General features: G+C 57.6%; 13 protein-coding genes and 3 pseudogenes. 12 read left to right on the forward strand and 4 right to left on the reverse strand.

Annotated elements, in window-relative coordinates; genetic code table 11:
• Positions 1–4 precede the first annotated feature (4 nt).
• Complete coding sequence (locus tag MLPF_RS13185; RefSeq protein ID WP_045843941.1) at positions 5–754, forward strand: DUF2786 domain-containing protein; 750 nt, start codon at positions 5–7, stop codon at positions 752–754.
• Entirely contained in the window at positions 751–1257 is a 507-nt protein-coding gene (locus MLPF_RS13190) for a TIGR04338 family metallohydrolase (protein ID WP_045843942.1), read from the forward strand. Before MLPF_RS13185 ends, MLPF_RS13190 begins: the two co-directional genes overlap by 4 nt.
• 1296 nt (positions 1258–2553) lie before the next feature.
• Here the strand turns inward: MLPF_RS13190 and mymT are convergent.
• A complete protein-coding gene (gene mymT / locus MLPF_RS13195; RefSeq protein ID WP_082082449.1) occupies positions 2554–2700 on the reverse strand; it encodes a copper-binding metallothionein MymT in 147 nt (48 codons plus the stop codon).
• Between the two features lie 612 nt (positions 2701–3312).
• Here mymT and MLPF_RS18015 point away from each other — a divergent pair.
• A complete protein-coding gene (locus tag MLPF_RS18015) occupies positions 3313–3441 on the forward strand; it encodes a type II toxin-antitoxin system ParD family antitoxin (protein ID WP_082082446.1) in 129 nt (42 codons plus the stop codon).
• A gap of 213 nt (positions 3442–3654) precedes the next feature.
• On the opposite strand, the pseudogene MLPF_RS13205 reads toward MLPF_RS18015, so the two are convergent.
• Positions 3655–4215, reverse strand: a pseudogene (locus MLPF_RS13205) (ketoacyl-synthetase C-terminal extension domain-containing protein); the annotation flags it as partial.
• 110 nt (positions 4216–4325) lie between these two features.
• On the opposite strand from MLPF_RS13205, the gene MLPF_RS13210 reads away from it, so the two are divergent.
• Positions 4326–4562, forward strand: a complete 237-nt coding sequence (locus MLPF_RS13210) for a hypothetical protein (protein ID WP_045843948.1) — start codon at positions 4326–4328, stop codon at positions 4560–4562.
• 78 nt (positions 4563–4640) lie between these two features.
• Here MLPF_RS13210 and ilvD read toward each other — a convergent pair whose 3' ends face one another.
• Positions 4641–6332, reverse strand: coding sequence for a dihydroxy-acid dehydratase (gene ilvD / locus MLPF_RS13215; protein WP_045843949.1), 1692 nt, complete (start codon positions 6330–6332; stop codon positions 4641–4643).
• Positions 6333–6517: 185 nt separating this feature from the next.
• Between ilvD and MLPF_RS13220 the strand changes: the two are divergent.
• The 6 genes and pseudogenes from MLPF_RS13220 (at position 6518) to MLPF_RS13240 (ending at position 10844) form a co-directional block, all read left to right on the forward strand.
• Positions 6518–6815, forward strand: a pseudogene (locus MLPF_RS13220) (metal-sensitive transcriptional regulator).
• Positions 6816–6957: 142 nt separating this feature from the next.
• A pseudogene (locus MLPF_RS18020) lies at positions 6958–8059 on the forward strand (MFS transporter).
• Positions 8060–8589: 530 nt separating this feature from the next.
• Positions 8590–8826 carry a hypothetical protein gene (locus MLPF_RS13225; protein ID WP_156147316.1) on the forward strand — a complete coding sequence of 79 codons (237 nt, stop codon included), beginning with the start codon at positions 8590–8592 and terminating at the stop codon, positions 8824–8826.
• A gap of 806 nt (positions 8827–9632) precedes the next feature.
• Positions 9633–9977, forward strand: coding sequence for a molybdopterin-binding domain-containing protein (locus MLPF_RS13230; protein WP_050039396.1), 345 nt, complete (start codon positions 9633–9635; stop codon positions 9975–9977).
• Between the two features lie 92 nt (positions 9978–10069).
• Positions 10070–10225, forward strand: coding sequence for a hypothetical protein (locus tag MLPF_RS13235; protein ID WP_237817212.1), 156 nt, complete (start codon positions 10070–10072; stop codon positions 10223–10225).
• A gap of 271 nt (positions 10226–10496) precedes the next feature.
• Complete coding sequence (locus MLPF_RS13240) at positions 10497–10844, forward strand: hypothetical protein (RefSeq protein WP_236685231.1); 348 nt, start codon at positions 10497–10499, stop codon at positions 10842–10844.
• Positions 10845–10961: 117 nt separating this feature from the next.
• Here the strand turns inward: MLPF_RS13240 and MLPF_RS13245 are convergent, their stop codons facing one another.
• Positions 10962–12965, reverse strand: a complete 2004-nt coding sequence (locus MLPF_RS13245; protein WP_045843950.1) for a M13 family metallopeptidase — start codon at positions 12963–12965, stop codon at positions 10962–10964.
• A 95-nt stretch (positions 12966–13060) separates the two neighbouring features.
• Here MLPF_RS13245 and MLPF_RS13250 point away from each other — a divergent pair, with 95 nt between their 5' ends.
• Both MLPF_RS13250 and MLPF_RS13255 read left to right on the forward strand, forming a co-directional pair.
• Positions 13061–13699, forward strand: coding sequence for a hypothetical protein (locus MLPF_RS13250; RefSeq protein WP_045843951.1), 639 nt, complete (start codon positions 13061–13063; stop codon positions 13697–13699).
• Positions 13696–14385: a hypothetical protein gene (locus tag MLPF_RS13255; RefSeq protein WP_045843952.1), complete on the forward strand. Its 690-nt coding sequence runs from the start codon at positions 13696–13698 to the stop codon at positions 14383–14385. The genes MLPF_RS13250 and MLPF_RS13255 overlap by 4 nt, the downstream gene beginning before the upstream one ends.
• The last annotated feature ends 10 nt before the right edge of the window (positions 14386–14395 follow it).

Genomic DNA, 14395 nt, shown 5'->3' on the forward strand with positions numbered 1-14395 from the left:
CGCTATGATCGACAACAAAATGCTGACCCGCATCGCCGCGCTGCTGCGTCAGGCTGAAGGCACCGACAATGTTCATGAAGCTGACGCGTTTATGGTCACCGCGCAACGGTTGGCGACCGCGGCATCCATCGACTTAGCGGTGGCGCGGTCGCATGCGGCCAACCGTTCGCCTGCACAGGCCCCGATTCAGCGCACCATCACCATCGGTACAGCGGGCACCCGCGGGCTGCGGACTTATGTACAGCTCTTTGTGCTGATCGCGGCAGCAAACGACGTCCGCTGCGATGTGGCGTCGAATTCGACGTTCCTTTACGCTTACGGGTTCGCCGAGGACATCGATTCCACGCACGCCCTGTATGCCAGCCTGCTTGTCCAGATGGTGCGGGAGTCGGACGCCTATCTCGCATCGGGCGCGTACCGACCCACACCGACAATCACCGCTAGACTCAACTTTCAGCTGGCGTTCGGAATGCGTGTAGGTCAGCGTTTGACCGAGGCCCGCGATCATACCCGGCAAGCTATGACCGAAGATTGGGATCATCCGCCTGGAACAGCTATAGCGTTGCGAAATAAGGAGATTGAACTGGTTGACTACTATCGCAGCGTGTCGAAGGCGCGAGGTACCTGGAAAGCCACCAGAGCGTCGGCAGGCTATTCGTCGGCGGCGCGGAACGCGGGCGATTGTGCCGGACGACGAGCCCGGCTAGACAACCATACTGAGCTAACCGGGGCGCGGCCCGCGTTGGGTCGATGACTTTGTTGGATCCGGTTCGAGACACCCAGCGTTCCAAAGTTTATGCAGCTGAAGAATTCATCCGAAAGTTATTTGACCGTACGGTCGAACATGGATCACCTGCGGTGGAATTCTTCGGCGCCCATTTGACCTTGCCACCGGAAGCACGGTTCGGTTCGGTTGCGGCAGTCCAGCGTTACGTGGACGACGTGCTTGCTTTACCGGCGGCCCGGCAACAGTGGCCGAGAATGTTGCCGCTCACGGTGCGGGCGCGGCGAGCGGCCACCGCGGCGCACTACGAAAACCTTGACGGTGCAGGCGTTATCGCGCTTCCTGGTAACAACTCTCACTGGGCGATGCGTGAGTTGGTGGTTCTTCATGAAGTGGCGCACCACCTATGTCAGAATCCGCCGCCGCATGGTCCGGAATTTGTCGCCACAGTATGCGCACTGACCGAGCTGGTTATGGGACCGGAACTTGGGCATGTGTTTCGGGTCGTATATGCTCAAGAAGGTGTACGTTGAGCGTATTTAACCGCGACATGCGGGCTCGCGCAAGGTCGAGAACCACGTGGCTGACGCGATCCTCATTGTTGATTTAGAGTGATGGGGGTAGAGGTGCTAGTGGCCGCTGCGGTATGAGCGCATTCTGCTGACCGCTGGCTACGTGACCGTGATCTCTCATCTCGGTGTTCCGACGTTACTGATAAATGGGATGTCAACAGTCCTGACTACCGCTGCGGTGACATTTGCTACCGCGCTATCGGCCAGACTGGCGCTGGAAGCCAGTTTTGTTTGGTCCTAACCTTGGTCCGCGCCTAAGGTAACGCAAGTGCCGGGAGGCACGCCGCCATAGGTTCAACGTACAACTCGTGGGCGCGATCAACCTCGTGCGCGACCTGAGCAACATCCAAATTTCGAATACCTTATCCTAAGAACTGCTTTTGAGTGCTGCCATTGCCGCGGAGTCGAGCAAAAGCATACAGCATCGGTGGGGGTTATCTCGACTATCAATCACTACTCGTTGAACAGCAACGCGAGCAACCGGCATTAGCTGGACGGGGTTATCGACACCGCGACGTTCACGACGAATCCGGCTTGACTAGACCTTTGGGATTGCCGGTGAACGGTAACAAGTAATAGAGCGCCGACAGCGTACAACAAGGTCAACGGCGATAACGCGTCCAGTAAAATGATTTTACTTAATGACGTGTTGAAAGGCGGCAGGGGATAACGCAGTTAGGTTATGTCTGATTGGAGCGCAATACCGAACTGGGAGTGCACACTTGCTGACTTCGACCAATAATACGATGCCCAGCTAGACACCGTGTTTTGGCGCTCGGGCATTCACCCGCCAGGTGCGAAACGCATATGCCGACGGCAGGCTCTCCAACGAGCGGTTGTTGGACATGATATTATTAAGACTTTGTGGTCGATGTTGGGATCGAATGACGCAACTATGCCAGATGATTGCGTTCTAGATCTCATGACACGGAACCGTGTTGCTGAAGAACGACCGGGGAGCTGGCCGCTAAGCCACTCGTGTGCATCGCCGTCATCGGCGACTACACACAACTCGGTATGCCAGCTGGCTACGGCTCTCAAGCATTGCCCACCTCAGGGGGCTGCGTGGCAACGATGATCCCGATCTGGGGGCTAGGGCTGACAGCCCCCCTGCCCACACAACCTCTACCTCCTGCCATCGAATCAGCTTCCACTCGCTAACAAAGCACATCGCCCGACGCGCAGATCCATCTCGGTATTGGCGAAACCCACCGTGTACGGATATGAAGGTGGATCCACACTTGCTAGCCCGCTACGCTACTTGGCAGGCACCATTGCGTCACCACACGCGCAACGGTAAGGGTCCCCTGACTTGGAGCAATTACACTCAACCTCGATACGAACTCGACAGTCGCAACCCTCATGGCCACAAGTCAGCCGGGTCCCTGCCCCATAGCTTGTCATTTGTCCTGCTCTTATCTGTGTCGGAGCCTCGGTGAAGTACAAGTTCATTGACTATCAACTTGGGTTGTCCGACAGGGTGGTACCCATCGGGGCTATTATATACCCCCAATGGGTACCCGGTAAACAGCAACCCTAAGTTGTAACAACGCGGACCCGCCAACCGAACGGTGCTTTTCTAAGAAGGCCCTGATCGTTTAGCGTTAAGTAGGCGGTCTAAAAAACCAACTTCACAAGACGCCACCGGGACTCAATAAGTAACCGTTGTCGTTGATGACGCTCTAGTGCCTTCCTGGTAAACTTTACAACCCACTAACACAGCCAGGCTGCCCTATGGGTCATCTGTACCGCGGCAAGGCACGTTTTTGTGCTTGTTGTTCGCTGTCATAGGGGTATGTCGCATTCTCGAGATCGGCTCACCGGGTGGTTACAGCAGCATCTGGTTGGCGCGCGGTGGGGATCCGAAGTACGGGTGGTGCCGCTGGCATACAAGCCAAGGAACGCTGAGATTGCACGGTTCAACCTGCGGTGGGCGGGTGTTGCTGACCGGGCGGAGGTAGTGGTCGGTGCCGAGCTTGACACGTTACCGATCAGCCAGTCACGTCGTTCACAGCATTGCGGATTCCCGAAGACCGTGAAACTCAGTTACGGGCGCTTTGTGAAACTCCCTCCGCCGACGAACACAACGGCACTTCGACATCGTTCAACTTCGGCGCCTTCCTCGGTCACAGACAGGATGACTAATCGCTCAGCTAGTGAAAACGCTACCGTGTTAAGCAGATCTGGGCGTATACTCATGACCGTTGGGGTGCAGTCCAAGCCGGACAGTGCCTGCGTGAGCCTTAACGTGCCATGAAGCACGTCACGGTGAGTCCATCGATCGGTCGCCCTGTGCCGAGATCCGACCTAGGTTATCGCAAGCTGATCTCCGGTTCACACATGCTGTTCTATCGCGTCACCGCCTATAGCTTCGTCATGGTCATGGGCCAGCACTACTGCGCGAGAGCGACCGTGGTTACGCCGTGACAGCGATCGACCAATCGACTCCAGCGACGACGCACGGCCTTGCGGACTGCCCATCCAATCCGCCAGCTCGGCGGCGGCGGCTTTCTTGCGTGAGGTTAAAAATGACGACACCACCAACGGAATCAAGGGTGCCGTAATTTCTTTTACTGCAAGCGCTTCCAGTGCAGCTTGCTTGAGCTGCAACGCCTCTTCGGTCATGCCCGGCAGCTCAGAATCGGACTCTTCAAAGTCGGTGACGTTGGTAGTAATTTCACCGCATTCGTCAAACTGCAGCACGTGGCCTTCCAGTGCGGCTGTCTCGGTCGTGGTAACTGCCGGCACAGGGGTCTCGGGTTGCCGCTCAGGCTCGATGACATCCCGCGGCAACACTTCGCGCACCACCAGGTGCGCGTTGGCGCCACCAAAACCGAAGCTCGACACCCCGGCCAACGCGTAGCCTCCGTAGCGCGGCCAGTCAGTCGCCGTGTCGATAAACTTCAGGCGCATCGCATCGACTTACTTGTCGCGGTCCCGCTACCCCTAACGACGCGAAATCCGGTTAGGGAACTTGCTCAGAGCGTATGTGCTCTGGAGTTAAAAACATTTACAAAACATAGGCCCTGGTGCTCGACAGCAAGCCTGTGGTCATAGCTGGTCCAGTACGACATCCATCCGTATGGTGGCGGAGACGGCGACGTGGCCGCGATCCGCAAAGAGCTTCTACCGATGCTTACCGCAACGGTGCACGTGCGAGAAGTCCGGGTGCTCCCGAACTCGCCGGCTCTGGCGACTGGGCCGCCGGCGATGCCATCGCGAGTCCGCCGCACACCCCCTTGATCCACCTCGATCTACCCGAATAGTCCGACGTTTCGTCCAACCAGGTAGCAATTCGCCCAACGTTAACAACTGAAGCCGGACGCGGTCGGTCTTGGCGAAGGCTAACTACAGACCGCGCCGACTGTCGCCGAGCTGACGAGCTTGACGTACTTGGCAAGCACACCGGTGGTATAGCGTGGCGCGGGAGGAGTGAAATCCTTTTGTCGAGAAGAAAATTCGACAGGATCCACCAGCACATCAAGAGAGCAGCCGACAACGTCTAGCCGGACCCGGTCACCGTCACGTAGGAATGCGATTGGTCCCGCGTCGACCGCTTCCGGCGCGATGTGTCCTACGCAAAAGCCGGTCGTTCCGCCGGAGAACCGGCCGTCGGTAAGTAGCAGAACATCTTTGCCTAGCCCGGCACCTTTGATAGCACCGGTGATGGCCAGCATTTCGCGCATCCCCGGTCCGCCTTTCGGACCTTCATAGCGAATAATTACAACATCGCCTTTGTCGATGGTGCCGTTCTCAAGTGCGTCCAACGCGGCACGTTCGCCGTCGAAAACCCTTGCGTTTCCTTCGAACACATCGGAATCCAGTCCGGCTGTTTTGACCACCGCGCCCTCAGGGGCCAACGATCCACGCAGTATCGTAATACCTCCCGTCGGATGAATTGGATTATGCAATTTGCGCAGCACCTTGCCATCCGGGTCTGGCGGGGCAATGGCGGCTAGGTTCTCGGCCATCGTCTGGCCGGTCACCGTCAGGCAATCACCGTGCAATAGTCCTGCGTCCAGAAGTGCTTTCATTACCACTGGCACACCCCCGATGTGGTCAATGTCGAACATAACGTACCGGCCGAACGGCTTAACGTCGGCTATATGCGGCACTTTCAATCCGATCCGACTGAAATCGTCGAGCGACAAGGGGATGTCGGCCTCATGGGCGATGGCCAGTAGATGCAGGATTGCGTTGGTCGAGCCACCGAACGCCATCACCACCGCGATCGCGTTCTCGAACGCTTCCTTGGTGAGGATGTCGCGAGCGGTTATACCGCGACGCAACAGTTCGATGACGGCCTGCCCGCTGCGCCGCGCGAAGCCGTCACGACGACGGTCTGTTGCCGGCGGCGCGGCGCTGCCCGGCAAGGACATACCCAGCGCCTCTGCTGCGCTGGCCATAGTGTTGGCGGTGTACATGCCGCCGCATGCCCCCTCGCTGGGGCAGATCGCCCGTTCGATGGCGTTGACATCATCGCGGGGCATTAATCCGCGAGCGCACGCGCCAACCGCCTCGAACGCGTCAATGACCGTGACTTCGTGTTCGATGCCGCTAGAGAGTTTGGCTCGTCCGGGCAAGATCGAGCCGGCGTAGAGAAATATCGCCGCGAGGTCGAGACGTGCGGCGGCCATCAGCATTCCGGGCAGCGACTTGTCGCAGCCAGCCAAAAGCACTGAGCCGTCGAGGCGCTCGGCCTGCATCACGGTTTCGACGCTGTCCGCTATCACCTCGCGAGACACCAGCGAGAAATGCATCCCCTGGTGCCCCATCGCGATGCCGTCGGAAACCGAGATTGTTCCGAACTCAAGCGGATAGCCGCCGGCCGAGAACACTCCCTCCTTGACCGCCTTTGCCAGTCGGTCCAGCGAGAGATTGCACGGCGTGATTTCGTTCCATGATGACGCGACTCCGATCTGTGCCTTGGCGAAGTCATCATCGTCCATGCCGACCGCGCGCAACATGCCACGAGCAGCAGCCTTCTCCAGGCCGTCAGTAACGTCACGGCTGCGGGGTTTGATGTCAGGAGGCATCGTCTAAGTATGCGCGGGGCAGGCGTGCCCAAAATCGGCGGGTAATACCCAGTCGGGGTATGAGAGGTATGTCGGGTAATCGGTGATCGAACCGGGGCTGGCAGCCGAGGTCGATCATGAACCAGACGTTGAGCACGGTATTAGGTGGGCCAGGCGAGGGACTGGATGAGATACGGTGCGGCAAGATGACGATCGCGTACGGATTTTCGCAGCAAAAGGGCAATTACGCTAAAAACTGCGACATATCGAGGGACAAGTGCGGGGCATCGCACGTATGATTGACGAGGACAAGTACGACAAGTACTGCATCAATGTCTTCACCCAGATCAGCTCTGTCAGCACTGCGTTGCGGTCGGTGGCGCTGAATCTACTCGACGAACACCTGGAACACCGCGTCGGCTGTGCCGTCGCCAAGGAGGCAGTGAGGCCAAGGGTAATTTGGCCGAAGCCTCGGCCGCCATCGCACGCCTTGCTCGTTCCTGATCTGTGCTTACGGCAGGGTCCGGCGCGATCCTGCCCGGCAATGTCGCTCACAAAATCGATAAGCCTGGCCAAATCCGCAGCCCACGTGGACAGCTACCGTTACTACCGCCGCTACTGTTGAGTACGACTCTGAACGTCACGGATCGCCGCGCAACTTGCAGTGCTGGCCGCAGCGGCTTTGCATTTATGTAACCGCAGACCTTTTGCCCGCAAGTACGATTCGATGGTCCCATGGAATCTCAACTTAAGCTTGGTACTAGTTGCCCCTAGTATCCTGGTATGCTTTGGCAGCAGCTCTGACCACCGTTCCCGTTAGTGCGTTGCATCCTGCATCTGCCACGCCGGCAGGTGTTGGTTCTCCGCCTGGCGTGCCCGACCATCTTACAACTCATCTCTGTGCTGACGCCCGACTTCGCGGTGTGGGCCACCGGATAGGTGTTCTGTTCGGTTACCCGCGGCCTGTTGTGGTCGATTATCACCTCGATCGTGACCCTATTGGTGCCACCCAACATCACTGGCTGCGCCACGATATCGATCTGTGACGGCACCTCGTCACCAGCCCGCTCACGGCGGCCACCGAGCCTAATGTGCGGTTGGCGACTAGCGCTTGTGTGCGTCTCACGGTGAGGAGGCTGCCGGTGTCGCCCTGGCCGGACGCCTCGCTTTGCCTGAGCTGGTGAACACCGCGGATCAGATCGAGCGAGGCGCCCCCTCGGGTACGTTATCATCACAGTCGCCGGTTGATCACGATGAGCCTGCTTGAGCTGGTCGCTGTCAGCGGCCATTTCGTTTCTTACACGTTCATTTTGACGGTCATCCGCAACATCGTCAGTTTGCGCAAGCCGAATCTTGCCTGGTGGCTGGTCACGTACGAGTCCCGGACTTATTGGCCCGTGTCCCTAATGGCGCGGACCGGACAAGGGGCGACGTCATTTTGTAGATGGTGTATGTGGTCGGCTTGAAAACCACCTTCGGCGTGTTGACTGTGCTGGCTGTTTAGGCGGTCTTGCTCCGCGACAACACGCACCGGCGCAGACGACCCCCGACGGTGCGTTAGGGCTATAAGTTACGGCGGTTCGAGTGGGGCTCATGGCCGGCTCTCCCCGGAGGGTAGGTTGTTATACGAGTGCAGCATGGCGCTGATGCTGTTGGTCTCGGCGACCCTGTTGAGCATAGCCTTGATCGGTATGACGACTACGCTGCAGTTGCTGGATGTTTCGGCGATTATGTCACACGAAGACTGAACTTTGCAGTTCAGTTACGTAAATTTAGCCGTAAATCGGCTTTCCCGGGGTCACGAAATAGGTAACTGTTTTGCGCACTATACCACACTGGCAGAAGCATTTTCCTGGAGGGATGCATATGTCTCGCTGGACGAGAGGCAGGCCGGAGGAAACCTTCTCGCCTCTTGACTTGGTATCGGTGCTGATGTTGGTGCTCAGCACTGGCATTCCCCTGGTGTGGATCTGGACCCTTGTATCGGCGACCCAAGTGTGGCCCCTGTACCCGCTCGCACGCTTTGCCGGAATGGTTGGTGCTATCGCCGCCGAACCCGTTGGACCTGCCGGTGGCACCTGGTCCAGTGGCAGGGCAGGATCCGTCATCGTTTGTCGGCACCGCTATTTCGACCACCGGCATTCAATACAATTAATTATGCGATAGTCGATGTGACCACGCTGCTCATCATCGACTTCTTGGGGTCAATCGATCACGCAGGAATGACCGAAAGAGCCATCCACATTTGGTCGGCTCCACCTGTGCCGGGCAAATAGTATTGGATGAACCTGACTCGGTCGCGTTGACACCAGATCAATTTCTGGCCCGCCAACACCGTGATGAACATTGCCGGGAAGGTACCGCATCGAACTTTCGGACCGGTGATGCGCTGGCGGCCACGGTGAACTATGCCACGCACCAGATGACGATTACGCGCTACGGGGTTATGCAGTATGCTGTCTCCATGTCGATGGGGATGACGGCGAACCACCGCCAAATTCCGAAAGGCGCATAATATCTTTTTGAAGAAGGAAATGCCGTAGGTGGTGATGAATTTCCTAACGTATGGGGTCTCGGTTAACTCGTCGTGGGTCGACAAGGTGACGGTCACGCGGCCCAGTACACAAAATCGACTCTTTCGGAAACACCCGAATTCTGTTCAAATTCTATGCACCAGCAGCTGTCGATGTCGGAAATGAGGGTTAGGTCGGACAAGTTTGGAAGAGTTTCCGCCACACCTGAGAAGCTGGTTTCTCAAGGAATAGAAGCACCAAGGTTCAATTAAAAGTGCTGATAAGTGGTAGCGGAAACAGTGGAAAACTGACATGACGGCCATTGTTGTGTGCGGTTATTTTGTAATAAGGAGTTGCAGCTAGACCACTGACAAAAAACTGTGCTCGCCTGATCTCGTCAAGGGGTCGGTGTGCGTGGATAAGAATCCGTAGATGTAGCAGAATTGACTCGGGATCTCCTGGTACTCAACGAGATTGTCAAAGACCCGACCTGCTCGATGATTGTTACATACCCTGTCGTCACTGACAGCGCAAATATGGCGGACTTTCGTCTGTGGGGTGTGACCTGGCTCCGACGCTTGGTTTCTGGCCACCCTGGCATGGGAAAACTTTCGTGACGAGGCATTCTAGCTGAGCATGTACATGATGCCAACGTCGTATGCGATAGCCTGCACACTGTCTCGGTCGCTGACTACGCGCCGCACTGCGGTGTGGACGAAAGCCGTTACAGGCCAACGTACGTGGCATTTGCACCGCATCCAGAGTTGTGGTGTTCGAAGATATCAAGATTCAGCAGGTGTAGAACAGCATGCTGTGCTCGTATCTGAACAAGTTTATGTGGCTACTCACCGGAAAGTGCGCAAAAAAGGGAAGCCAGCATCTGCATTCGTCTTTCGCTCCGCTGTGCAGCACGGTATTTGACCATACGCTAGTCACCGGTATGCTCATCATTGCCGGGGCGATTCCTGCCAATGCCGTCCCCGAGGAGATCTGTACCGATCATCCGGACCGGTTCTGGTCCATAATAGCCGAAAGCAGCAGTACTGCCCATTCGCTGACCCACTCGGCCGCCTGCCGCGAGGCGTTCCAGGACCTGGACTTGATTGTGGTCGTCGACGTTGCGATGACCGAAATCGCCTGGCTCGCTCACTAGGTGCTCCCCACATCCTCTCAAGTCGATAAGCTGAGAGCCACGTTTTCAATTTCAAATTTCCGCACCACGGCTTTCCGCTACGCAAGTCACTCTTGGAAATTTTGCTAGAAACGCTGTTCACACCTGAGTTTGGGATCGGTGGGAGTGGGAACTTGGCGCCATCGACGACGTGGGCTCCCTGTGGCCGCTACGAGATACCGCCCAGCAGGGGTCGTCAGGCCTATACCGAGGCGTTCCTGGGACGGTAGGCGACCAATCCCGACTGTAGCAAAATTACTTCCCTACATGCTCTATTAAACACTAAGGCCGACAACGCGGCAGAGTTGGCCAGCCTACCCTTGTAGGGACTCGCCAAGAAAACGACGTTAAGACTTATCCTGATGCCCTTCGGTGTGCTGGTTAAACCGACGACAATAGGCGATTCCACACGATCTTGACCAACCCGTGCAGAGTAACATCCACCGTCCACACCTACCAGGACGACTTCGCTCTAGTAACCATGCTGATCATAAGATCGCTTTGGAAATCCCCGAAATGCCGGAAGAGTTACAGGCGTTAACTAAAGCGCCATCCCAGCTGACCACTGCGGCATTTCCTGTCGTGCTATTGATAGGCAAGCGGCGTGGCTACACACGGCCAACGACATTTTCCGCGAACCGTTTTGGGGGCAAACGGGATGCCGGCGGTGCGGTGCGTGTCAACATCGAAGATGCGCACGCTCTCGGACTCACCAGTAGGAGACACGCCCGGATCACGACTGCAGCAGGAAACACTGAAACGACTGTCGAAATCACCGAGAAAATACTTCTTCCCAGATGTCATAGCGCTGCTCAACGGATTTGGGCTCGACTACACCGCCGCCAATGACCACATTTGCACCCCGGGCGTCGCCCCGAACATAGTAACGTCCACCAAATCACGAGACCCTTAAGCCGGTACGCCCTGGCAAAACTCTTCCTGGGTTGATTGAGGCGCTGGGAACGGTCAGTTCCAGATCCTGACCCTGCGCTGAGTGTCCAGGAACAGTGCGTCGTCCTCAGCTACGTCAAAGGCGTCGTAAAAAGCGTCAACATTACGGATAACGCCATTGCACCGAAACTCTGGCGGTGAATGCGGATCCACGGCTAACCGTCGGATTGTCTCGGCGTCTCGAGATTTGGACCGCCATATCTGGGCCCAGCCGAAAAACACGCGCTGTATGCCGGTGAGATCGTCGAGAACGGGAGCCGATTGGCCGTTCAGCGACAGCTGGTAAGCCAATAGCGCGATAGACAGCCCGCCCAGGTCGCCGATGTTCTCGCCGACGGTGAAAGCGCCATTTACGTGGTGGTCGTCGAGCCCTCGAGGTGTGTACAAATCGTATTGCTCGATGAGCGCCTCAGTGCGAGTGTTGAATTCGGTGCGATCGGCGTCGGTCCACCAGTCGACCAGATTGCCGTCGCCGTCGTATTTGGCGCCCTGGTCGTCGAAGCCGTGCCCGATCTCGTGTCCGATCACAGCCCCAATCCCACCGTAGTTGACGGCGTCGTCGGCCTCGACGTCGAAGAATGGCGGCTGTAAAATAGCTGCGGGGAAAACGATTTCATTCATTCCCGGGTTGTAGTACGCGTTGACCGTCTGCGGTGTTATAAACCATTCGTCACGGTCCACCGGACCGCCGAGCTTGGCCAGCTCGCGATCATGGTTGGCTGCGTACCCGCGTTGGCAGTTGCCGTAGAGGTCATCCCGGTCGATTACCAGCCGGGAGTAATCCCGCCACTTCTTCGGGTAGCCGACCTTAGCGGTGAATTTGGATAGCTTGGCCAGTGCGCGCTCTCGAGTCTGTGGAGTCATCCAGGCCAATTCGCTGATGCTGATCCGGTACGCCTGTTGCAGGTTCTCCGCCAGGGCATCAATGCGGGTCTTGGCGTGCAGCGGGAAATATCTTTGCACGTAAAGCTTTCCGACGGCGTCACCCATTAGATTCTCCACTAGCGAAACTCCTCGTTTCCAGCGGTTACGGATTTGCTCGGCGCCGGTCAGCAGGCGTCCGTAGAAATCGAAGTCCGCAGCAATCAAGTCGTCGGTCAGCCAGGGAGCGCGAGCGCAGATCAATCGCCAACGTGCCCAGCACTTCCAGTCTTCGAGGTTAATACTTTCCCACAGTGCAGCAAACGCAATGAGATAATCCGGTTGGCGCACAACTAATTCTGTAACTGAGCCTGGCGTGTTGCCCAACGCGGTCACCCAGGCGTGCCAATCGAAGCCCGCCCCGTCGTTTTGTAGTTCGGCGAACGTACGCAGGTTGTAGGACAAGTCGGCGTCGCGTCGCTTGACCACGTCCCAGTGCGCGTCGGCAAGTTTGGTCTCCAACGCCACGATGCGGGCAGCGGTATCGGCGTGGCACCGGGGCTCTTGGGAGCGTTCGCCCCGATACACCAGGGTGAACATTCGTGCGATGTGTTCGGGGTAGGCCGCCAGCACCTCAGCATGCTGATTATCGTGGAAATAGGCCTCGTCGGGCAACCCGATGCCGGATTGGCTGAAGTGCAGCAGGTAACGGGTCGAATCTTTGGAATCGGTATCCACATAGACTTCAACGCCGCCGCCCATCCCGGTGCGTTGCAGCGCGCCAAGGACGGCAGCCAAATCGGAGGCATTAGTGGCGTTATCGATCACGGCCAACTCCTCCAACAGGGGCTGGGTCCCTCTGCGGTCGACAGTTTCCTTGTCGAGGAAGCTAGCATACAGGTCGCCGATGCGCTTTGCGTCGGCCTCCACGGTCTCCCCCGCTGCGGCTTTCTCGCTGACTTCTGTGATCAAGTCGCGCACCTGCTCCTCGGTCTGGTCAAACAGGTGGCGGAAGGCGCCGTCGGTCGACCGGTCGGCGGGTATCTCGTATTCGTACAGCCAGCGGCCGTTGACATGACCGAACAGGTCGTCTTGGGGTCGGGTATTGGCGTCGACATAGCTGAGGTCGATGCCTGAACGGATGGCCTCTATAGTCACACCGTCATCCTTGCATTTTTTTAGCTACAGCTCGAGACGGCCTGAGACCGTGCCTATTCGTGAACTGGCCTAGGACGCCAGGTAACCTAGCTGCCATGCTTGACGGGGAGCAGACGGAGCGACCGGTCCATAAAGAGTCCGTTTATGTTACCGACTACCCTGATCCTGGTCTCTCCGGTGGTTCCGTCTTCTCGCGGTACGGCATCGCATCAACCGTTCTTGCGGTGCTGTCGGCAGCCGCAGTTGCGTTCGGCATCGTCATCTGGCACGCACACCATGACGACTCGGCTGAACGTGCTTACCTGACCCGCGTGATGCAGACTGCGTTCGACTGGACGGGTGTGCTGATAAACATGAACACCAGCAATGTCGACGCTAGTTTGCAACGGCTGCATGCTGGAACGGTCGGAGAACTTAACACTGGTTTCGACGCCGCCTTCCAGCCTTACCGGCATGTGGTGCAGAAGCTGCAGACACAAAGCAGGGGCCAGATCGAAGCGGTTGCGATCGAGTCAGTGCACAACAATCTGGATACGCAGCCCGGTGTCGCGTATCCCGCGGTGACTACCAAACTGCCGCCTCCGGCGGCCCGTACCGACTCGGTGATGCTAGTCGCGACATCGATCAGCGAGAACGTAGGCGGCAAGCCAACGACGGTGCACTGGAGCCTGCGGCTCGATGTCTCCGATGTCGACGGCAAGCTTATGATCTCTCGCCTTGAGTCGATCAAATGAGAAACCGATGGCGGCTGCTGGCATTCGACATCGTGGCACCGCTGGCCGCGATAGCCGCGCTGGTGATGATAGGCATGGTACTGGCCTGGCCGCGATGGTGGATGTCGGCGTGCTCTGTGTTGGTGTTGCTGATTGTGGAAGGTGTTGGGGTCAATTTCTGGCTGCTGCTTCGTCATTCGGTTACTATCGGTACCGATGATGATGCACCCGGATTGCGTCTAGCAGTCGTCTCGGTGTGCGCTGTTGCTCTGTGTGCGACGGTGGTCACCGAATACATACACTGGACTTCCCCGGATCGAGACTTTAAACGGGATTCCAGAGAAGTAGTGCAGATCGCCACAGGAATGGCAGAGGCGATGGCGTCGTTTACCCCGAGTGCTCCGACCAGTTTCATTGATCGGGCCGCGGTGATGATGATACCTGACCAGGCGGACGTGTTCAAAGAGCAATACCGAAAGTCCAGCACCGATCTGGCCAGGCGCAACGTTACTGCTCAAGCCGCCGCACTGGCGGCCGGAGTCGAGGCTATCGGGTCATCGGCGGCCAGTGTCGCAGTGATTCTGCGGGTAACCCAAAACATGCCAGGTCAGCCACCCAGTCAGGCAGCGCCCGCAGTGCGGGTGACATTGATCAAACGCGGCAGTGACTGGCTAGTGACCAACGTGCTGCCGATCAACGCCCGCTAGATCGGCGACA

It is taken from the genome of Mycobacterium lepromatosis (assembly GCF_000975265.2).
GTDB classification, from domain to species: domain Bacteria; phylum Actinomycetota; class Actinomycetes; order Mycobacteriales; family Mycobacteriaceae; genus Mycobacterium; species Mycobacterium lepromatosis.

Coding starts and splice junctions, on each gene's coding strand:
- mymT (WP_082082449.1), bottom strand. CDS start 2,700: ATGACAAGCTATGGGGCAGGGACCCGGCTGACTTGTGGCCATGAGGGT.
- MLPF_RS13185 (WP_045843941.1), top strand. CDS start 5: ATGATCGACAACAAAATGCTGACCCGCATCGCCGCGCTGCTGCGTCAG.
- MLPF_RS13250 (WP_045843951.1), top strand. CDS start 13,061: ATGCTTGACGGGGAGCAGACGGAGCGACCGGTCCATAAAGAGTCCGTT.
- MLPF_RS13230 (WP_050039396.1), top strand. CDS start 9,633: ATGCTGTGCTCGTATCTGAACAAGTTTATGTGGCTACTCACCGGAAAG.
- MLPF_RS13190 (WP_045843942.1), top strand. CDS start 751: ATGACTTTGTTGGATCCGGTTCGAGACACCCAGCGTTCCAAAGTTTAT.
- ilvD (WP_045843949.1), bottom strand. CDS start 6,332: ATGCCTCCTGACATCAAACCCCGCAGCCGTGACGTTACTGACGGCCTG.
- MLPF_RS13255 (WP_045843952.1), top strand. CDS start 13,696: ATGAGAAACCGATGGCGGCTGCTGGCATTCGACATCGTGGCACCGCTG.